Below are 19,699 nucleotides of genomic sequence, written 5' to 3'. Positions count from 1 at the left end.
AGACCTGGGATGACAATGGTACGCTGCCCACCGCTGCATCTTACCAAATCATGCGGCTGCCACAGATAAGGATGACGTGGAGGGTGGGGGTAGGTCATGCTTCAACGCCCGCAAAAAAACGGCCGGGTAAACGGGCCAGGGGAACAGCAGGAAAAGATGGCCGCACGCCAGCGCATCATACCGATCCGCCGCGAGTATAACCGTTGGGTCGCCAACCAGACGCTGGAAGACTATGCGCTGCGTTTTACCGCCAAGAGCGCGCGCCGCTTTTCATCGGACCGCATCTCGCAGACCGCCATCGGCGCCATCTCCTTCCTCGCGCTGGAAGCGATCGGCGGCGCGATCACCATGTCCTACGGCACGACCAACGCCATCGTCGCCATCGTGGTGGCGAGCCTGATGATCCTGCTCGTCGGCTTGCCGATCAGCCGCTACGCCATCCGTCACGGCGTCGATATCGACCTTCTCACGCGCGGCGCGAGTTTCGGCTATATCGGCTCGACGCTGACCTCGCTGATCTATGCGAGCTTCACCTTCATCCTCTTCGCCATCGAGGCCTCCATCATGTCCGGCGCGCTGGAGCTGGCGCTCGGCATTCCGCTGTGGATCGGCTACATCATCTCGTCCGTGGTGGTGATCCCGTTGGTCACGCATGGCGTGCAGCTCATCTCGCGCTTCCAGCTCGTCACCCAGCCGTTCTGGATCGTGCTCAACATCCTCCCCTTCGTTTTCATCGCCTTTGCGGACTGGGAGAAGGTCGGCCTGTGGCTCGCCTATTCGGGCCTGCACCACGCCTCCGGCCCGCCCGGCACCTATGCACCGTTCAACCTGGTGGAGTTCGGCGCGGCCTCGGCCGTCATCTTCGCGCTGATGGCGCAGATCGGCGAGCAGGTCGACTTCCTGCGCTTCCTGCCGCCGGACGGGCAGAAGAAGCTGCACCACCGCATCGCCGTGTTCCTCGCCGGTTCCGGCTGGGTGATCGTCGGGGCGCCGAAGCTGATTGCCGGCTCCTTCCTCGTCGTACTGGCGCTCTCGGCGGGCGTGCCCTCCACGCGGGCGGCCGATCCTTCGCAGATGTACTACACCGCCTTCGGCTACATGCTGCCGTGGGATGCGGCGGCATTGCTGCTGATGGTCGCCTTCGTGGTGGTCTCGCAGCTCAAGATCAACGTGATGAACGCCTATGCGGGCTCGCTCGCCTGGTCGAATTTCTTCTCGCGCCTGACGCACAGCCATCCCGGCCGCGTCGTCTGGCTGGTCTTCAACGTGGCGATCGCGCTGCTGTTGATGGAGCTCGGCATCTACAAGCTCCTGGAGGAAACGCTTGGCGTCTTCTCCATCGTCGCCATGGCCTGGCTCTGCACCATTTCGGCGGACCTTTTCATCAACAAGCCGCTCGGCCTCTCGCCGCCGGGCATCGAGTTCAAGCGCGCCCATCTCTACGATATCAACCCAGTCGGGCTTGGCGCCATGGCGCTGTCGGCGATCGTCGCCCTCATGGCGCATTTCGGCACTTTCGGCGAAATCCCCGCCTCGCTCGCCCCCTATATCGCCGCCGTCGTCGCCTTCATCGCCTCGCCGGCGATCGCCTGGGCGACGGGCGGCAAATATTACCTCGCGCGCAAGCCGAGGAAGAGCTGGGCGCTGCAGCACACCATCACCTGCTCGATCTGCGAGCACCCGTTCGAGCCGGAGGACATGGCCTGGTGCCCCGCCTATGCGGCGCCGATCTGCTCGCTCTGCTGTTCGCTCGACAGCCGCTGCCACGATCTCTGCAAGCCGAAGGCGCGCTTCAATGCGCAGGTGGCGGGTGTGGCGAAAAGCATCCTGCCCGAGGCGGTGACGGCGGCGCTCGGCACGCGGCTTGGCCGCTACGGCATCGCCGCCGCGCTCTCGATCACCAGCATGGGCATCATCCTCGCGATGATCGCCCACCAGGTCGGCACCGGTTCGCCGGAGACGGCGACGGTGGTGGAGCGCACCATCGCCATCGTGTTCTTCGTCTTCGCCGTCGTGGCGGGCGTCGTGTCCTGGTTCTACGTGCTGGCGCATGACAGCCGGGTGGTCGCCGAGGAGGAATCCTCCCGCCAGACCACGTTGCTCCTGAAGGAAATCGCCGCGCACAAGAAGACGGATGCAGCGCTCCAGCAGGCGAAGGAAACGGCGGAGGCGGCCAACCGCGCCAAGAGCCGTTATGTCGTCGGCCTCAGCCATGAATTGCGCACGCCGCTCAATGCCGTGCTCGGTTATGCGCAGGTGCTGGAGCGCGACGAGAGCATTCCGCCGCAGCGCCAAGGCGCCATCCGCGTCATTAAGCGCAGCGCCGATCATCTCTCCGGTCTCATCGACGGCTTGCTCGACATTTCCAAGATCGAGGCGGGCAAGCTGCAGGTCTATTCGAACGAGATCAACATCGACGATTTCCTCGACCAGATCCTGGAAATGTTCCGCCCGCAGGCGCAGGCCAAGGGCGTCGCCTTCACCCATGCGCGCCCGAAAAACCTGCCGTCCTATGTGCGCACCGATGAAAAGCGCCTGCGCCAGATCCTCGTCAATCTGATCTCGAATGCGCTGAAATTCACCGATAGCGGCGAGATCCGCCTCGACGTCGCCTATCGCAACCAGGTCGCGACCTTCACGGTGGCCGATAGCGGCCGCGGCATCCTGGAAAAGGACCTGCCGCGCATCTTCGAGCCGTTCCAGCGCGGCGACACGGAGCACGGCATGCCCGGCCTCGGCCTCGGCCTCACCATCACGCGGCTGTTGACGCAGACGCTGGGCGGCGAAATTTCGGTGAAGAGCGAGCGCGACAAGGGCACGGAATTCAAGGTACGCCTGATGCTGTCCGCCGTCGACCGCCCGACGGCGCCGAAGGTGCTGCATATCAAGGGGTACAATGGCCCGCGGCGCACCATCCTCGTCGTCGACGACAATGCCGACCACCGCAACCTGATGGAAGAGGTGCTGCGGCCGCTCGATTTCACCGTGCTGACGGCGCGAAGCGGCGCGGATGCGCTGGCGCTCCTCGAAAGCCTGAAGCCGGACCTCTTCCTCATCGACATTTCCATGCCCGGCATGAACGGCTGGCAGCTGGTGGAGCGGCTGCGCACGCTCGGCCAGCCCGGCCCGATCATCATGCTGTCGGCCAATATCGGCGACGGCTCGGCCTCCGCCCATACGGGCCATAACGACACGCTGGCAAAGCCCTTCGACCTGCGCCAGCTCACCGACAAGCTCGCCTTGCATATGGGCCTCTCCTGGACCTATCACGGCGAGGTCAAGGCAGTGGAGCCGGCCGAGGCCAGCATCGTCGTTCCCGAACAAGGCCATGTGCAGGAATTGATCCGGCTCGGCGAGATCGGCTATGTCAGGGGCATCGAGGCGAAGCTCGCCGAAATCGCCCGCGTGGCCGAACACCAGCCCTTCACCGAGGCGGTGCGCGCCTATGTGCAGGTGTTCGATCTGGCTGGCTACGATGCCTTCCTGAAGACCATGGACCGACAAGAGGACGCTGCCCGTGACTGAGACGGCCACCCCGCGCGATATCGTCCTCATCGTCGACGATTCCCCCGAAGCGCTCGGCTTCCTGACCGAGGCGCTGGAACAGAGCGGCTTTTCCGTGCTGATCGCCACGTCCGGCGCCTCGGCGCTCAACATCGTCGACCGCATCACGCCCGATATCATCCTGCTCGACGCGGTCATGCCCGGCATGGACGGGTTCGACACCTGCCTGCGCCTGAAGGCGAACCCTGCGGCAAGCCCCGTGCCGGTGGTCTTCATGACCGGGCTTACCGAGACAGAACATGTCGTGCGGGCGCTGGAGGCCGGCGGCGTCGACTACCTGACCAAGCCGATCAACATCGACGAATTGCGCGCCCGCATCCGCGTGCACCTCACCAATGCGCGCTCGGCGCAAAGCGCGCGCGTGGCGCTGGATGCGGCGGGGCGCCACCTTCTGGCCGTCAGCGGTGAGGGAAAGATCCGCTGGTCGACGCCGCAGGCGACCCGCCTGGTGAATGCCGCCACCGGCAGCGACGACGGGCTCGATGCCGTCTCCATGCATATCCGAACCTGGATGAAGACGCGCAGCACCGCGCGCGAAAACACCTTCGCGATCCAGCAGGCGGGCCAGGCGAGCCTGCAGCTCTCCTTCCTCGGCGCGATCGGCGCGGACGAATATCTCTTCCGCCTGACCGCGGAAAACCGACTGTCGGACGAGGAAATCCTGCGCCAGCATTTTTCGCTGACGCAGCGCGAATCCGAAGTGCTGCTGTGGATCGCCAAGGGCAAGTCGAACCGCGATATCGGCGAGATCCTCGGCCTCAGCGCCCGCACCGTCACCAAGCATCTCGAACAGATCTATGTGAAGCTCGGCGTCGAGAACCGCGCCTCTGCCGCCGTGAAGGCCGCGCATATCCTACACGAGTGAGAAGGGTCAGCGCTTTTTCGCGCCGGCGAGCTGCGCCGTCGTTTCGCGCACGACGAGCGGCCCGTCGACCTTGATGGTCATCGGCCGCATGTGCTTGCCGTGGATCGCCATGTCGATGAGCAGTTCGGCCGCCTTCTGGCCCATCTCGTAGTTCGGCAGCACCAGCGTCGAGAGCGGCGGATGGGTGTAGCGCGCCAGTTCCTGGTCGTCATAGCCCATGACGGAGAGATCCTGCGGCACGCGCAGGCCCTTTTCCTGCGCCGCCTCCATCATGCCGATCGCCATCAGGTCGTTGCCGCAGAAGATCGCGGTGGGCGGATTGTCCATGGAGAGCAGGTCGAGGCCGGCCTCGTAGCCGCGTAGCGGCAGCCAGTCGCCGTCGCGCACCAGGCTCTCGTCGAAGGCGATATCGGCGGTGGCGAGCGCCTGCTTGTAGCCTTTCAGCCGGTCCATCGCGGCGTCCATCCAGGGTTCGCCGTTGATGAAGCCGATGCGCTTGTGGCCGAGCGCGGTGAGATGGGCCGTCGCCGCAAAACCGCCCGCCACCTCGCCCGGAACGATCGCCACATGCTGGCGCGGCTCGCAATAGCAGTTGAGCAGCACCGTCGGAATGGTCTTCAGCTCGGGCGGCACGCTGACCTTGCGGGTGAAGATCGTCGCATAGATGACGCCGGCAATCGACGGGTCGCGCAGCACCGAGCGCAGCACCGCGCGCTCCAGGTCCGGGTTCGACCGCGTGGCATGGGCCGAGACCAGCAGCCCCTGCTCGAAGGCATGGTCGCGGATGCCGTCCAGGCTGACGACGGGGTGCGGGCTCGTCGAGATTTCGTCGACGATGAAGGCGATCGTATCCTTCTCGACGGCGGGGGCTGTTGCCACCGGGCTGCGGGTCGCTGGTAATTTATAACCGATTTTATGAGCAGCCTCGCGCACCTTCTGCTGCGTTTCCGGCGAAATGCGCGAGCCGGACATCTCGTTCAGCACCAGGGAAACGCTCGACTGCGACACGCCGGCAATGCGCGCTATGTCCGTCATGGTCGGCCGGCCCCCATCCTGTCGGCCACCGCCCTCCTTGCCCGAATTGCGCCCGTTGCCCCTGGCCATGCGTCGTTCCTCACCCCTCGGCGTGCATTGCGCTGCACACGGATTTTTTGCAAGTGCTCATAATTTTGGCTCTTGACTGCTAATATTATTAGCGCAAGATTTAGACATGTGAAGCACAAAATGCTCACGTCCGGTAGAGGAGCACCGGCCAAGTTACCCGGGAGGAGACCCACTGATGACCATGATTTCCCGTCGCACCTTCATGCTTGCGGCAACGGCCGCCGGCGCGCTTGCCGTGGCAGGCGTCGCCATCGCCGAAGTGCCGAAGCTGGCGCAGAAAGACACCTACAAGGTCGGCTTCGCGCAGACCGAATCCAACAATCCCTGGCGCATCGCGCAGACCAACAGCATGAAGGCGGAGGCTGAAAAGCTCGGCTTCCAGCTCGTCTATACGGATGCTGCGGGCTCGGCCGCCAAGCAGGTGGCCGACGTCAACTCGATGATCGCCCAGGGCGTCGATGTCATCTTCCTCGCACCGCGCGAAGAAAAGCCGCTGATCCCCGCCGTCATGGCCGCCAAGAAAGCCGGCATTCCGGTGATCCTGCTCGACCGCTCGGTCGACCCCTCCCTCGCCAAGGCCGGCGAGGATTACCTGACCTTCATCGGCTCGAACTTCGTCGAGGAAGGCAAGCGCGTCGCCGAATGGCTGGTGAAGAACGCCAACGGCAAGACGAAGATCATCGAACTCGAGGGCACGACCGGCTCTTCGCCGGCCAACGACCGCAAGAAGGGCTTTGACGAGGCCATCCAGGCGGCCGGCGGCTTCGAGATCGTCGCCTCGCAGACCGGCGACTTCGCCCGCGACAAGGGCCGCCAGGTGGCGGAATCCCTGCTCCAGGCGCATCCGGATGCCGATATCATCTACGCCCACAACGACGAGATGGCGATGGGTGCGATCGCCGCACTCGAAGCCGCCGGCAAGGTGCCAGGCAAGGACGTGCTGGTGCTGTCGATCGATGGCGGCAAGGAAGCGGTGCAGGCGGTCGTCGACGGCAAGATCGCCGCGGTCGTCGAGTGCAACCCGCGCTTCGGGCCGAAGGCCTTCGAGACCATGATGCGCTATGCCAAGGGCGAGGCGATAGACCCGATCCTCGTCAACGAAGACAAGTTCTACGACGCCTCCAACGCGGCTGCGGAACTCGCCAACGCCTACTGATACCATCTCCCAAGCACTTTGCGGCCGGGGCGGCAAAACCGTCTCGGCCGTTTTTTGGACGGGCCTGACCTGCGGTCCGTTCGGGTGTAGGTTGTGTGGCCCGTCCCGGAGGGCGGATAGAGGAGGACTTCCATGCTTCTGTCCATGCAGGGCATTTCCAAGGCGTTTGCCGGCGTGGCGGCGCTGAAAGCCGCGTCGCTGGAGGTGGAGCCGGCGGAGGTGATGGCGCTCGTCGGCCAGAACGGCGCCGGAAAATCGACGCTGATCAAGATCCTTACCGGCGTCTACCGCCGCGACGAGGGCACGATCGCCTTCGGCGGCAGGGAGGTCGATTTCACCATGCCGGCCGAAGCGCAGGCCGCGGGCATCGCGACGATCTACCAGGAAATCAACCTCGCGCCGCAGCGCTCCGTGGCGGAAAACATCTATCTGTCGCGCGAGCCAAGGCGTTTCGGCCTGATCGACCACGCCGCCATGCGCCGCGGCGCCGAGGCCGTGCTCAAAACCTTCAACCTGGCGATCGACGTCGACCGGCCCGTCGCGCATTTCGATGCCGCGACCCGGCAAATGGTGGCGATCGCCCGCGCCGTGACGCAGAACGCCCGCCTCGTCATCATGGACGAGCCGACGTCTTCGCTCGACGAACGCGAGGTCGCCGTTCTCTTCGAAACGATCCGCACGCTGAAACGCTCCGGCGTCGCGGTCATCTTCATCGGCCACCGGCTGGATGAACTCTACGAGATCTGCGACCGGGTGACGATCATGCGCGACGGCCATACGGTGGCGAAAAGCCCGATGGCCGACATGCCCAAGATGGCGCTGGTGCGCCACATGCTCGGCAAGGAGCTTGCCGCTTTCCAGGCGATGGCGCCGGGCGAGGAGAAACCCGAGCGGCCCGTGCGCCTCGACGTGGCGAATGCCGGTGCCGGCGTGCGGGTGCGCGATGTCAGCCTCACGGTGCGCGAGGGCGAGATTTCCGGGCTTGCCGGCCTGCTCGGCTCCGGCCGCACGGAGACGGCCCGCCTCATCTTCGGCGCCGACAAGATGGAGCGCGGCACGATGCGCCTGGCGGGCAGCGAGCGCACTTACCGCGAGCCGGCGGACGCGATTGCCGATGGCATCGGGCTCGTCTCCGAGGACCGCAAGATCGACGGCATCGTGCCGGACATGAGCATCCGCGAGAACATGACGCTGGCGCTGCTGCCGCGGCTGAAGAAGACCGGCATCGTCGACCGCGCCCGGCAGGACGAGATCGTCACCCGCTATATCCGCGCGCTCGGCGTCAAATGTGCCTCGCCCGACCAGCCGATCAAGGAGCTTTCCGGCGGCAACCAGCAGAAGGTGCTGCTTGCCCGGTGGCTCGCGACCGACCCGCGCGTGCTGATCGTCGACGAGCCGACGCGCGGCATCGACATCGGCGCGAAATCGGAAATTCTCAAACTGCTGCGCAGCCTCGCCGACGAGGGGCTGAGCGTGCTGATGATCTCCTCCGAACTCGAAGAATTGCTGGCCGCCGCCGACCGCGTGACCGTGCTCAGCGACGGCACGTCGGTGAAGACCCTGCCGCGAAAAGACTTGAGCGAGGCGGCGCTGCTGGCCGCCATGGCCCATCAGGTGGAATGATATGACGACGATCGAAACCCCTGCCCCGCAGCCGACCGGCGCGCTCTCCTCCGGCAGCCGGCTGTTCACGCTGGCGAGCCGCTACGGCACCTTCGTCGCCTTCCTGGCGCTGATCGCCGTCAATATCGCCATCACGCCGAATTTTTTGTCGTGGCAGACGCTGAACGTGAACCTCACCCAGGTCGCGACCATCGTCATCGTCGCGACCGGCATGACGCTGGTCATCGCCACCGGCGGCATTGATCTCTCCGTCGGCTCGCTGATGGCGATTGCGGGTGCGCTCGCGCCGATGATTTTCATGGGCCAGTTCTGGCCGGTCGAGAACATGGCGGTCGCCGTCACGCTCGCCCTGATCATCCCGGTCGTGGTCGCCAGCCTCTTCGGCCTGTTCAACGGGCTGCTCGTCACGCGCTTTTCCATCCAGCCGATCATCGCCACCCTCGTGCTCTTCATCGCGGGTCGCGGCATCGCGCAGGTCATGACCAACGGCAACCTCCAGGTCTTCAAGAACGAGGGCTTCCAGTTCATCGCCATGGGTCGCATTGCCGGCGTGCCGGCGCAGGTCGTGCTGATGGTCCTCATCGCCGCGCTCGCCTTCGCGATGATCCGCTACACCGTCATCGGCCGCCAGATCATCGCGGTGGGCGGCAACGAGAAGGCCGCGCGGCTGACGGGCATCCCCGTCAAGCGCGTCAAGCTCTTCGTCTATATGGTCAGCGGGGCGCTTGCCGGCATTGCCGGCCTCGTTGTGGTGGCGCGCAATTCGGCCAGCGACGCCAACCTCGTCGGCCTCGGCATGGAGCTCGATGCCATCGCCGCCGTCGCCGTCGGCGGCACGCTGCTCACCGGCGGGCGGGCCAATATCGTCGGCACGGTGCTCGGCGCCTTCGTCATCCAGCTCGTGCGCTACACGCTGCTCGCCAATGGCGTGCCGGATGCGGCGGCGCTCATCGTCAAGGCGGGGCTGATCGTGCTCGCCGTCTTCATCCAGCAGCGCGCCGACAGGCATTGAGGGCAACCGCCATGCAGACCATCCTCCGCCCCTTCGCGATCAAATCCTCCGGCGACCTCGCCCGGCTCGGCGTCATGCTGGCGCTTGCCGGCCTCATCCTCTTCGGCGCGCTGCGCTACGACAATTTCCTGTCGTCCTTCAACATCCTCTCTTTCCTGCGCTACAATTCCATGTTCGCCCTGATCGCGCTCGGCATGGCCTTCGTCATCATCACCGGCGGCATCGATCTTTCCGTCGGCGGCACGGCGGCGATGGCGAGCGTGGTGGCGGCACTCTTCTCGCCCTATCACTGGGCGGCCGGGCTTCTCGGCGGCATGGCGGCCGGCCTTGCCGTCGGTGCGTTGAACGGCTTCATCATCACGAAAATGCGCATTCAGCCCTTCATCGCCACGCTCGCGACCATGCTGGCGGCGTACGGCACTGGCCTGCTGCTTGCCGACAACCAGTCGGTCTCTGTCTCCTATGACACCGGCTTCACCGTGATCGGCCAGGACGATTTCCTGGGCTTCCCCATCCCCGCCTGGATCGCGCTTGCCGCCTATGTGCTCGGCTGGCTGGTGCTGGAAAAGCTGCCGGTCGGCCGGCATGTCCTGGCGATCGGCGACGGCGAGGCGACGGCGGGGCTGATGGGCCTGAAGGTCGAGCGCACGCTCGCCGCCGTCTACCTCGCCTCTGGCACGCTCGCCGGCCTTGCCGGCGTCATCCTCGCCTCGCAGTTCGGCGCGGGCCAGCCGACCGAGGGTGTGGGCTGGGAGCTGTTCGCCATCGCCTCCGTGGTGGTGGGCGGCACGCTGCTCACCGGCGGCTCCGGCTCGGTCGGCGCCACGCTTGCCGGCGCGCTGCTGCTCGCCATGGTGTTCAACATCCTGAACTTCGAAAACGGCCTCGGCTGGATCTCCCTGTCGGCCTATTGGCAATCCGTCATCCGCGGCGCCTTCCTGCTGGTCGTGGTGGTGTTGCAGGCCAAGCTGATGGCGCGGCGCTGAGCCTTACGCGTTCAGCAGCGCCAGCGTCTGCGCATCGCGCACGCCATCGCAACAGGTTTGCAAGGCCTGGGCGAAGAGCGGGTCTTCGCTGGATGCGACCGCGAACAGCGTCATCGACGAGCGGAACTTCTGGTCGTCGGGCGAGCCGAAGATGTCCAGCAGCGAGCGGCCCTCGACCGAAAGCACGGCCTCCGTCGCCAGCCGCAGCCGCTCGGACAGCACCGGATCGGCGAGATAGGCCTGCGCTTCACCGAGCGAGGCGATGCCGAAATGCCGAGCGGCCGGCGAGCGGCCGAGGCCGCGCATCTGCGGGAAGACGAACCACATCCAATGGCTGCGCTTGCGGCCGGACCTGAGCTCCCGCAGCACCGTATCGAACACTGGCGCCTGCGCCAGCTTGAAACGGTCGAGGTCGTGGGGAGGGTCCTTGTCCATCGGCCTAGTCGAGGATACTCGCTTCGACACAGGCGCGGATGAAGGCCTCGCGGGCGGTCTCGCAGGGCTTGCCGTTCTCCATCGCGTCGGCGCAGAGCGTGCGGGCATTGTCGAAGGCCCGCCCCCGGTGCGCCGGCCAGCGGAAATGCAGGTAGTTCATCGCGTCATGCGGGCTGCGAACGGCTTCCGCCGCGCCATAGCCGATCCGCACGAACACGGGAGAAAGCCAACGGACGTCGTTGCGAAGTGTCGTCATCGTCATATGAATATGCCCCAATTCCGGCACCGGAATGCGAAGGCATGCCCAAGGGTTCCCGACGGTGAAGGATTTTTTTCAGGCGGCGGGCGGAGGCGCCCGGAAGATGGCGACCGCGGCGCTGACAAGGGCCGCATTGTCCTCGGCAACGGTCCCGTCCGGCAGGTGTTTTCCGTCCTCCAGCCCCACCCGCGTCGACCAGCGGCGCGCGCGGGCTTTCACCACGAAGCGCCACACCGTGGCGTCGCTGCCGTGCAGCAGGATGGGCCGCCGGAGGCCGGCGCCCGCGAGCGTCGTGGCGATGTCATCGGCGACCGCCATGGCGCTCGACAAATCCTGCTCGTCGATCTCAATGAGGATGCGCAGCACGCGGGCGTGATCCGGCAGGGACAGCAGCCGTTCGGCATCGGCGACGCTCGCAAGCCCCGCCTCGATGCCGACGCCCCGTTCCCGCAAAAGCGCCATGACGGCGGGGGCATCCGGCTCGGAGAGGTTCACCGAGGCGTAGTCGGGCAGTTCGCGCCACCCGGCAATTCGCCGGCGCGTCTCGGCCTCTTCGCCCTCGATCCAGGCGCCCGTCGACACGCCGATTAACGTGCCGGGGCAGGCGCGGCGTAGCGCCAGCATGGTCTCGTCGATGGCGGCAAGGGATTCGCGGCCGTCCGCGCGGGGGTGAACGTGGAGTTCAGCGGCACCGGCCGCGATGGCGAGCAGGCTGTCGCGCACCATGGCCTCGACATCGAGCGGCAGCCGCGGGTGGAAGGCGCTCGGCCGCGCGCCATTGATGCAGGCCTGGACGATCATGGGCATGCTCCCGATGGGTTTTCCCGGAGAATGCCCGCACCGCGCACGCGGGGCAACGGTCTTTCTAGACCTGCTGCAAGGTCCGGAAAATGCGGTCGGACTCGCCCGCCACCGTCCAGGGCCGGGTCGTGCCGCCGAGGCTTTCGCCCACCGCAAGCCCGGCCTGGATGGCATCCTCGTGGAAGCCGGAGCCGAAATAGGAGCCGCAGAACCAGGTGTTCGACTGGCCCTGCAAGGACCAGAGTTCCTTTTGCGCGGCCAGCGTGGCGGCGTTGAACAGCGGGTGCTGGTAGACGCCGCGCCACACCACCGTCTCCTCCGCCGGCGCATGCAGCGGGCTCAGCGTCACGAAAAGCGCGCGATCGGCCGTCACGCCCTGCAGGCGGTTCATCCAGTAGGTGACGCAGGGCTTGCGCCGCTTGCTGCCGTCGCGGGCGGATTGCGCCAGATAGTTCCAGCTCGACCAGACCCGGCGGCGGCGGGGCATCAGCGTCTCGTCGCTGTGCAGCACGGTTTCGTTGAGGCCGTAGGAGAAGGCGCCGAGCAGGTCGTTTTCCCGCTCCGAGCGATCGGTCAGGAGCGCCAGCGCCTGGTCCGCATGGGCGGCGATGACCACATGGTCGAACCATTCCGGCTCCGCCCCCGGCGTCGAGATTTCCACCGCGCCGTTGACCCGGCGGATGGCGGTGACGGGCGCGCTGGTGCGGATGCGATGGCGGAAGGGGGCGATGAGCTTGTCCACATAGGCGCGGCTGCCGCCCTCGACGGTGCGCCAGATCGGCCGGCGGAAGAATTTGAGCAGGCCGTGGTTCTCGCAGAAGCGCACGAAGGAGACGGCCGGATAATTGCCGATCTCCAAGGCCGGCGTCGACCAGATCGCGGCCGCCATCGGGTAGAGATGGTCCTCGCGGAAGGCCGTGCCGAAGCCGGCGCTGTTGAGGTAATCGTCGAGGCTTGCGGAGGGATCGAGGTCGCGCACGCTTGCCGGCGCCTCGCGGTAGAAGCGCACGACATCGCGCAGCATCGACCAGAAGCGCGGGCTCGCCAGATTGCTGCCCTGGGCGAACAGGCCGACGAGGTTGGTGCCGGAATATTCCAGCACGCCGTCATCCATGGAGACGGCGAAGGACATGTCGGAGGCTTTTGTCGGCACGTCGAGATGGGAAAACAGCGCCGTCAGGTTGGGATAGGTGCGCTCATTATAGACGATGAAGCCGGTATCCACGGCCGTCTGCCCGGCCTCCACCGTATGGCAATGGCCGCCGATGCGCGCCTCCGCCTCGAAGACCGTGACCTCGTGGCGCTGCGACAACAGCCAGGCCGCCGAAAGGCCGCCGATGCCCGTGCCGACGACGGCGATCCGGAGAGGTCGGTCGGATTGGGAAACATGTCGCATCGCGATCCTTTTGGGGGCTGTCGATTTGGTGGTGGACTTTCTGTAGGTTCTACGAAAACGGTGCCGGGCCGGATCACTCTTCAAGCCGCGTTGCGTTGAGATGATCCGGCCCGAGGCCCGCCGCGTAGAAGGATGCATGTATGACGCTTCGAACCAGATCGACACGCAGGAAAGGCCGGCTCCGCCCGCCGGCATGCGGCGTGCCGTCATGAATGCCGCCGATCCGCGCGCGCCGACGCCGGAGGTGCTCGCCAGCCTGCTTGCGGCGGTGGCCGATGATCGCGACCGGCAGGCCTTCGCCGCGCTGTTCCGGCATTTCGGGCCGCGCCTGAAGACCTTCTTCCTTCGCTCGGCCATATCGTCAGGCGTAGCGGAGGACCTGGTGCAGGAGACGATGCTGAACGTCTGGCGCAAGGCCTCCTATTTCGACCCGGAGCGCGCGGGCGTGGCGACATGGATCTTCACCATCGCCCGCAACCTGCGCATCGACCATCTGCGCCGGCTGCGCAACCCGGCGACGCTGCCGGTCGATGCCGAGGACGCGCCGTTTTCCATCGAGGACGGGGTGATCGGCGCCGAGCGCGACGAGCGGGTGCGCCGCGCGCTCACCACCTTGTCCACGGAGCAGCAGACGATCATCCGCCTGTCCTATTTCAGCGAGAAATCGCAGACCGAAATTGCCGGCGAGCTGGGCATTCCGCTCGGCACGGTGAAATCTAGAACACGCCTGGCGATGAACCGCCTGCGCGCGCTGCTGGAAGACGAAACATGAGCTCGAAACACCACCACGCCACCGACGAGACCCTGATGCGCTACGCCGCCGGCACGCTGGCTGCGGGTCCTGCGATCGTCGTCGAAGCGCATCTTGCCGGCTGCCCCGCCTGCCGCGCCCGCATCGCGACCTACGAAGCCGTCGGCGGCGCGCTGCTTGAGGAGATCGAGCCGACGCAACTCTCCGAAACCGCCTTCAACGACGTGCTGGCGATGATCGACGCGGAGGAAGAGCCGGCACAGAGGCCGCAATCGCGCAAGCCGGTCGAGATCGAGGGCGTGCGCCTGCCGGATGCACTGGGCGGCTGCGACATCGGGCGCTGGCGCTGGATCGGCCCCGGCATGCGCATGAGCCGCGTCGGCGTGCCGCACGATCCCGATGCCAACCTGATCCTGCTGAAGATCGCCCCCGGCCGCGCCCTTCCCGATCATGGCCATGCCGGCACCGAGTTCACCTATGTCGTGGCCGGCGCCTTTACTGATCGGTTCGGCACGTTCCGGCCCGGCGACATGGCGGAAATGGACGAGGACGTCGAGCACCAGCCGGTCGTCGATCGCGACGGCGACTGTATCTGCCTTGCGGCGATGGAAGGCCAGATGCGCTTCAAGGGCTTCATCGGCCGCATGCTGCAACCGATCTTCGGGATCTGAGCCATGGCGCCGGCGGCCCTGTTTCTCCTGCTCGCCGTCGCCCTCTCGCTCGCCATGACGGGCGCCTGGCTTGCCGTGGTGCGCGGCGCCAGTTCCGGTTGGGTCGATGCGACCTGGTCCTTCCTTGTCGGTGCCGCCGGCATCGCGGTGGCGCTCATCCCGGTCGCCGGCTGGGAAGGCGATGTCCAGCGCCGCCTCGTCGTCGCGCTCATTGCCGTGTTGTGGTCCTGCCGGCTCGGCTTTCACATCGTGCTGCGCACGCTCCATGGCGGCGAAGACCCGCGTTATGCGCGGCTGAAGAAGGAATGGGGCGACCGCTGGAAAAGCCGCCTGTGGTTCTTCCTCCAGATCCAGGCCGCCGCCGCACTTCTCCTCGCCGCGACTATCTTCCTCGCCGCCCGCAACCCGGCGCCCGGCCTGCGCTGGAGCGACATTGCCGGCATCGCGATCCTCGTCGCGGCCGTGCTCGGCGAAGGCCTGGCGGATGCGCAGCTCGCGCGCTTTCGCGGCGACCCTGCCAACCGGGGCAAGGTCTGCGATGCCGGGCTCTGGGGCCTGTCGCGCCATCCCAACTACTTTTTCCAATGGCTCGGCTGGACGGGTTACGCCGTCATCGCCATCGGCCCGGCCGGCACATGGCCCTGGGGCTGGGCGGCCCTTGCCGGACCGGCCTTCATGTATTGGCTGCTCGTCCATGTCTCGGGCATCCCGCCGCTCGAAGCGCATATGCTGCACTCGCGCGGGGTCGCCTTCGCCGCCTATGCCAAGCGCGTGAACGCCTTCTGGCCCGGCTTCAACACCAAGGAGAGACCGTCATGAACCTCGCCGTCACCGCGATTGCCGCCGCCGAGCGCCTGCCGCTTCCCGACAGCGCGCTGCGCTTCGGCATCGACCGCCTCGTCGGCCGCACCAGCCGCGTGCTGACGGGCGGCGGCGTGGCGGACCGGGATTTCGCCAAGGCCATGGAGGCCTTCCCGATCGCCGTGCACACCGATGCGGCAAACGAGCAGCATTACGAACTGCCGCAGGACTTTTTCGCACTGGCGCTCGGCCCCCGCCGCAAATATTCCTCCTGCCTTTACCCGACCGCCGAGACGACGCTTGCCGAAGCCGAGATCGCCGCGCTGGAGGAGACCTGCGCCCATGCCGCGCTCGAAGACGGGCAGGACGTGCTGGAGCTCGGCTGCGGCTGGGGTTCGCTCTCGCTGTTCATGGCCGAGCGTTACCCGGCCTCGCGCATCGTCTCCGTCTCGAATTCCGCCTCGCAGCGCCACTTCATCGAAGGGGAAGCGACGCGCCGCCGCCTGACCAATCTCACGGTGGTGACGGCCGACATGAACGCCTTCCAGCCGGGCGAGACATTCGACCGCATCGTCTCGGTGGAGATGTTCGAGCACATGTCCAACTGGCGGACGCTGCTGTCGCGCGCCCGCTTGTGGCTGCAGCCGAAGGGGCGGCTGTTCCTGCATGTCTTCTCGCATCGCGCCAGCGCCTACCGTTTCGACCATGCCGACAAGGCGGACTGGATCGCCCAGCATTTCTTCACCGGCGGCGTCATGCCGAGCCACGGGCTGGTGCGGGAGTTTTCCGACAGTTTTACCGTGGAAAAGGACTGGCGCTGGAACGGCCGGCACTATGAGCGAACCGCGCTCGACTGGCTGAAGAATTTCGACGCCAACCGCGCGGCGATCCGCGCGATCTTTGCCGATACCTACGGCGCCGACGCCATTCTCTGGATGCGCCGCTGGCGGCTGTTCTTCCTGGCGACGGCCGGGCTTTTCGGCCATTCGAACGGCGAGGAATGGGGCGTCAGCCATTACCTGCTGCGCCCCGCCGCCGCATGAGGTGGCTCCGCGCCCTCAGCGCCTATGCCCACCACCCGGACCCACGGGTGGCGGCGGCAAACCTCATCGCGCTCATCGTCGCCTCCAACCAGCCGTTCTACCCGCTTTATCTCCATTGGCTGGTCGGCGGGGATATCACGCCCGGCTGGTTCACCTTCCTCTCGACGCCGTTCTTCCTCGCCGTGCCGGCGGTGGCGCGCAGGAACACGATTGCCGGCCGGGCGCTGCTGCCGCTCGCCGGCATCGGCAATACGGTGCAGTGCGCCTGGCTTTTTGGCACGCAATCGGCCGTCGAGATTTTCCTGCTGCCCTGCGCGATGATCGCCCTGCTTTTGTTTCGCCCGAAGGAGCGCATCTACGGCCTGGCGCTGGCGGGTCTCGCCTTCGTCGCCTTCCTGCTGAACGACGGCTATGGCCCGCCCATGGCCGCCTACAGCGCGGAGCAATATGCCGCGCTGGCGCGGCTCAACGTGGTGAGCGCCGGCATGCTGACGGCCTTCGTCGCCCTCCTCTTTTCCAACAGGCTGGCGGAGGCGGAAGGATCAGTCGAACCGGCTGGCGGCCAAAAATCCGGCTGAGGCGCCGACCGCGGTGACGAAGGCGCCCCAGGGCAAGTCGGCGAGCGTCACGGCGAGCGGCCAGTCCCGCAGCGTCGCCTGGTTGGTGAGGTCGTAGGTGGCATAGGCGACGAGGCCGAGCACCGCGCCGTTGAGCGCCGCCTTGGGCAGCCCGCCGCCTTCCAGCGCCGGGATCACCGCGAAGAAGACGATGCCGGCAATATAGATCACATAGAAGCAGATCGCCGGCACCAGCTTGAACTGCGTTTCCAGCTTGTCGGCGAGCAAGGGGCGATAGAGGACGTCGGCCATTGTGCTCAGCCAGATCGCATCCACGATGAGAAAGACGAGGCCGGCCGCGAAATAGGCGATGATGAGGGTCTTCATGAGGTGCTTTCCGTGGGGTTCGTGATGTCTACGCCGCACCGCACGCGCCGGATCACTCGTCGAGTGAACCGATCGCCCACGCGCTGCGTATGTCCGGGAAAGCAAGCAAGGAGGATGACGCGATGAAGACGCCGATTTTCGCTACCTTTGCCCTGCTGCTGCTCACGGTCAGCGCCGTGGGTGCGCAGCAATCCGCCGATCCGAGTGGCGTGTGGCTGCGCGACGACGGCAATGCGCGCGTGCGCATCGCGCCCTGCGGCAACGATATCTGCGCCACCAACCTGTGGATCGGCGATACCAGCAAGGGCGAAGCGGCCGGCGACGTTCTGGTCATGTCGCTGAAGCCGAAGTCCGCCGATACGCTGTCCGGATCGGCCTATGACAAGAAACGCGACCGCACCTATTCGATCACCGTGCAGGTTTCCGACGGCGCGCTTCTGACGCGCGGCTGCATTCTGGGCGGCGTGCTTTGCCGCAACGTGCGCTGGAAATCGGCGCAATGAAGGCTGAGCGCATCACCAGCGTCGAGGAAAACGGCCCGCCGCCCGTGGCGGCCGGCACGCTCTATCCCGGCAAGGTGATGCACCAGCGGCTGAAACCCTTCGGCCATCGTTTCAGCTATTCGGTCTTCGCGCTGCTGGTCGATGTCGACCGGCTCGGCGAACTCGGCCGCCTCTCCCGCCTGCTCGCCGTCAACCGGCCGGGGCTGCTGTCGTTCCGCGAAAGCGATCATGTCGAGGCGGACGGCGAGACGCTGCGCCACTTCGCCGACCGGCTGCTGGCGCAGGCGGGGGTGGAGGTGCCGGCGGCGCGCATCCTGCTGCTCGCCTATCCGCGCATGTTCGGCTATGTCTTCAACCCGATCTCGACCTATTTCGCCTATGACGCGGCGGGCGAGCTGCTCGCGATCATCTATGCGGTGCGCAACACCTTTGGCGAGCGACACAGCTATGTCGCGCCCGTACTGCCCGGCGAGGCGAGCCCCGCCGGCATCCGCCAGACGCGCACGAAGATCTTCCATGTCTCGCCGTTCATCGAGATGGGCATGCGCTACCATTTCCGCATCCTGCCGCCGGGCAGGACGGTGCGGCTGCGCATCCACGAGACCGCCGGCAGCGAGCCGCTGCTTGCCGCCACCTTCAACGGCGACGCCATGGCGCTGACCGGCCCGAACCTCGCCCGATACCTGCTGCGCTTCCCCTTCATGACGCTGAAGGTGATGGCCGGCATCCACTGGGAAGCGCTGAAACTCTGGCTGAAGGGCGCCCGCTTCCACACCAGCCCCCCACCCCCCGCGACCGCGAGTTTTCGCGACGAGGGGTAGGCGTGGTGCTTATCAACGCGCGCCGATGGCCTTTTCGAATTCCGGCAGCGCTTCAAAAATATCCGCCACAAGCCCATAATCGGCGACCTGGAAGATCGGCGCCTCCTCGTCCTTGTTGATCGCCACGATCACCTTGGAGTCCTTCATGCCGGCCAAATGCTGGATGGCACCCGAGATACCGCAGGCGATGTAGAGCTGCGGCGCAACCACCTTGCCCGTCTGACCAACCTGCCAGTCGTTCGGCGCATAGCCCGCATCGACCGCAGCGCGCGATGCGCCAACGGCCGCACCAAGCTTGTCGGCAACCGGAAGGATGACCTCCTGGAATTTTTCAGACGAGCCAAGCGCACGACCGCCCGAGATGATGATCTTGGCAGACGTCAGCTCCGGACGATCCGACGAGGACAGCGCGTCCTTGACGTGGGTCGAGAGACCGGGGTTCGCAGCCGCCGAGACGCTCTCGATCGATGCGCTGCCGCCTTCACCGGCTGCGGCGAAGGACGCCGTGCGCACGGTGATCACCTTCTTCGCATCGGTGGACTGCACCGTCTGGATCGCATTGCCGGCATAGATCGGACGCTTGAACGTATCGGCAGAAACCACTTCGATGATCTCCGAGACCTGCGCGACATCGAGCAGCGCTGCCACGCGCGGCAGAACGTTCTTGCCGACTGAGGTCGCGGCCGAGACGATTGCCTCGTAGCTGCCGGCCAGCGACACGATGAGGGCTGCCAGCGGTTCTGCCAGGTTGTTGGCGAGGGTTTGATCCTCGGCAACGAGGACCTTCGAAACGCCGGAGAGCTTTGCCGCCTGTTCGGCTGCTGCCTTGGCACCGGCACCGGCGACGAGCACATGCACGTCGGAACCGATCTTCGATGCCGCCGTCAGCGCCTTTGCCGTCTGGTCGGAAAGGTGGGCATTGTCGTGGTCTGCCAGAAGAAGAATGGCCATGGTAATGTTCTCC

20 protein-coding genes are annotated in these 19,699 nt (G+C 66.1%); 13 read left to right on the top strand and 7 right to left on the bottom strand.

Annotation, left to right across the window (positions count from 1 at the left end; translation table 11 throughout):
* Nucleotides 1-156 precede the first annotated feature (156 nt).
* Nucleotides 157-3,525: a hybrid sensor histidine kinase/response regulator gene (locus AC1RWL_RS31285; RefSeq protein WP_493097367.1), complete on the top strand. Its 3,369-nt coding sequence runs from the start codon at nt 157-159 to the stop codon at nt 3,523-3,525.
* Nucleotides 3,518-4,429 (top strand): response regulator, encoded by a 912-nt coding sequence (locus AC1RWL_RS31280; protein ID WP_439617178.1) that lies wholly within the window; start codon nt 3,518-3,520, stop codon nt 4,427-4,429. The genes AC1RWL_RS31285 and AC1RWL_RS31280 overlap by 8 nt, the downstream gene beginning before the upstream one ends.
* A 6-nt stretch (nt 4,430-4,435) precedes the next feature.
* Here AC1RWL_RS31280 and AC1RWL_RS31275 read toward each other — a convergent pair whose 3' ends face one another.
* The gene (locus tag AC1RWL_RS31275; protein ID WP_256120391.1) at nt 4,436-5,533 is read right to left on the bottom strand and encodes a LacI family DNA-binding transcriptional regulator; all 1,098 of its coding nucleotides are present in this window, start codon (nt 5,531-5,533) and stop codon (nt 4,436-4,438) included.
* A gap of 175 nt (nt 5,534-5,708) precedes the next feature.
* Between AC1RWL_RS31275 and AC1RWL_RS31270 the strand changes: the two genes are divergently transcribed.
* From AC1RWL_RS31270 to AC1RWL_RS31255, 4 genes are all read left to right on the top strand, one after another.
* Nucleotides 5,709-6,689 (top strand): ABC transporter substrate-binding protein, encoded by a 981-nt coding sequence (locus tag AC1RWL_RS31270; RefSeq protein WP_493097368.1) that lies wholly within the window; start codon nt 5,709-5,711, stop codon nt 6,687-6,689.
* 132 nt (nt 6,690-6,821) lie between these two features.
* The gene (locus AC1RWL_RS31265) at nt 6,822-8,312 is read left to right on the top strand and encodes a sugar ABC transporter ATP-binding protein (RefSeq protein WP_493097369.1); all 1,491 of its coding nucleotides are present in this window, start codon (nt 6,822-6,824) and stop codon (nt 8,310-8,312) included.
* A 1-nt stretch (nt 8,313) separates the two neighbouring features.
* A complete protein-coding gene (locus tag AC1RWL_RS31260) occupies nt 8,314-9,324 on the top strand; it encodes an ABC transporter permease (RefSeq protein ID WP_439617174.1) in 1,011 nt (336 codons plus the stop codon).
* An 11-nt stretch (nt 9,325-9,335) separates the two neighbouring features.
* Nucleotides 9,336-10,310 carry an ABC transporter permease gene (locus tag AC1RWL_RS31255; RefSeq protein WP_493097370.1) on the top strand — a complete coding sequence of 325 codons (975 nt, stop codon included), beginning with the start codon at nt 9,336-9,338 and terminating at the stop codon, nt 10,308-10,310.
* 3 nt (nt 10,311-10,313) lie between these two features.
* On the opposite strand, the gene AC1RWL_RS31250 is transcribed toward AC1RWL_RS31255, so the two are convergent.
* The 4 genes from AC1RWL_RS31250 to AC1RWL_RS31235 form a co-directional block, all read right to left on the bottom strand.
* The gene (locus AC1RWL_RS31250) at nt 10,314-10,745 is read right to left on the bottom strand and encodes a DUF1810 domain-containing protein (RefSeq protein WP_493097371.1); all 432 of its coding nucleotides are present in this window, start codon (nt 10,743-10,745) and stop codon (nt 10,314-10,316) included.
* A gap of 4 nt (nt 10,746-10,749) precedes the next feature.
* Nucleotides 10,750-11,007, bottom strand: coding sequence for a DUF982 domain-containing protein (locus AC1RWL_RS31245; protein WP_256120385.1), 258 nt, complete (start codon nt 11,005-11,007; stop codon nt 10,750-10,752).
* Nucleotides 11,008-11,079: 72 nt separating this feature from the next.
* Nucleotides 11,080-11,805, bottom strand: coding sequence for a 3-keto-5-aminohexanoate cleavage protein (locus AC1RWL_RS31240; RefSeq protein WP_493097372.1), 726 nt, complete (start codon nt 11,803-11,805; stop codon nt 11,080-11,082).
* A 64-nt stretch (nt 11,806-11,869) separates the two neighbouring features.
* On the bottom strand, nt 11,870-13,201 hold the full coding sequence (locus AC1RWL_RS31235) for an NAD(P)/FAD-dependent oxidoreductase (protein ID WP_493097373.1): 1,332 nt from the start codon (nt 13,199-13,201) through the stop codon (nt 11,870-11,872).
* 136 nt (nt 13,202-13,337) lie between these two features.
* On the opposite strand from AC1RWL_RS31235, the gene AC1RWL_RS31230 reads away from it, so the two are divergent.
* From AC1RWL_RS31230 to AC1RWL_RS31210, 5 genes are read left to right on the top strand one after another with little or no spacing between them, the layout of a single operon-like run.
* The gene (locus tag AC1RWL_RS31230; protein ID WP_256120382.1) at nt 13,338-13,973 is read left to right on the top strand and encodes a sigma-70 family RNA polymerase sigma factor; all 636 of its coding nucleotides are present in this window, start codon (nt 13,338-13,340) and stop codon (nt 13,971-13,973) included.
* A complete protein-coding gene (locus AC1RWL_RS31225; protein ID WP_493097374.1) occupies nt 13,970-14,623 on the top strand; it encodes a ChrR family anti-sigma-E factor in 654 nt (217 codons plus the stop codon). The genes AC1RWL_RS31230 and AC1RWL_RS31225 overlap by 4 nt, the downstream gene beginning before the upstream one ends.
* Nucleotides 14,624-14,626: 3 nt before the next feature.
* Nucleotides 14,627-15,442 carry a DUF1295 domain-containing protein gene (locus AC1RWL_RS31220; protein ID WP_493097375.1) on the top strand — a complete coding sequence of 272 codons (816 nt, stop codon included), beginning with the start codon at nt 14,627-14,629 and terminating at the stop codon, nt 15,440-15,442.
* Entirely contained in the window at nt 15,439-16,467 is a 1,029-nt protein-coding gene (locus AC1RWL_RS31215; RefSeq protein ID WP_493097376.1) for an SAM-dependent methyltransferase, read from the top strand. The genes AC1RWL_RS31220 and AC1RWL_RS31215 overlap by 4 nt, the downstream gene beginning before the upstream one ends.
* The gene (locus AC1RWL_RS31210; protein WP_493097377.1) at nt 16,464-17,045 is read left to right on the top strand and encodes a hypothetical protein; all 582 of its coding nucleotides are present in this window, start codon (nt 16,464-16,466) and stop codon (nt 17,043-17,045) included. The genes AC1RWL_RS31215 and AC1RWL_RS31210 overlap by 4 nt, the downstream gene beginning before the upstream one ends.
* Here AC1RWL_RS31210 and AC1RWL_RS31205 read toward each other — a convergent pair.
* Complete coding sequence (locus tag AC1RWL_RS31205; RefSeq protein ID WP_439629160.1) at nt 17,010-17,411, bottom strand: DUF2177 family protein; 402 nt, start codon at nt 17,409-17,411, stop codon at nt 17,010-17,012. The two genes, AC1RWL_RS31210 and AC1RWL_RS31205, sit on opposite strands and share 36 nt — an antisense overlap.
* A gap of 122 nt (nt 17,412-17,533) precedes the next feature.
* On the opposite strand from AC1RWL_RS31205, the gene AC1RWL_RS31200 reads away from it, so the two are divergent.
* Both AC1RWL_RS31200 and AC1RWL_RS31195 read left to right on the top strand, forming a co-directional pair.
* Entirely contained in the window at nt 17,534-17,914 is a 381-nt protein-coding gene (locus tag AC1RWL_RS31200) for a DUF2147 domain-containing protein (protein WP_493097378.1), read from the top strand.
* Nucleotides 17,911-18,735: a DUF1365 domain-containing protein gene (locus AC1RWL_RS31195; protein WP_493097379.1), complete on the top strand. Its 825-nt coding sequence runs from the start codon at nt 17,911-17,913 to the stop codon at nt 18,733-18,735. The genes AC1RWL_RS31200 and AC1RWL_RS31195 overlap by 4 nt, the downstream gene beginning before the upstream one ends.
* A 12-nt stretch (nt 18,736-18,747) precedes the next feature.
* Here AC1RWL_RS31195 and AC1RWL_RS31190 read toward each other — a convergent pair whose 3' ends face one another.
* Nucleotides 18,748-19,686 carry an electron transfer flavoprotein subunit alpha/FixB family protein gene (locus tag AC1RWL_RS31190; RefSeq protein ID WP_493097380.1) on the bottom strand — a complete coding sequence of 313 codons (939 nt, stop codon included), beginning with the start codon at nt 19,684-19,686 and terminating at the stop codon, nt 18,748-18,750.
* Nucleotides 19,687-19,699 lie beyond the last annotated feature (13 nt).

This window comes from Shinella sp. GW821-FHT10F02, from assembly GCF_058809275.1.
The sequence above is the reverse complement of the archived record's forward strand: the minus strand, read 5'-3'. Positions and strand labels throughout refer to the sequence as shown.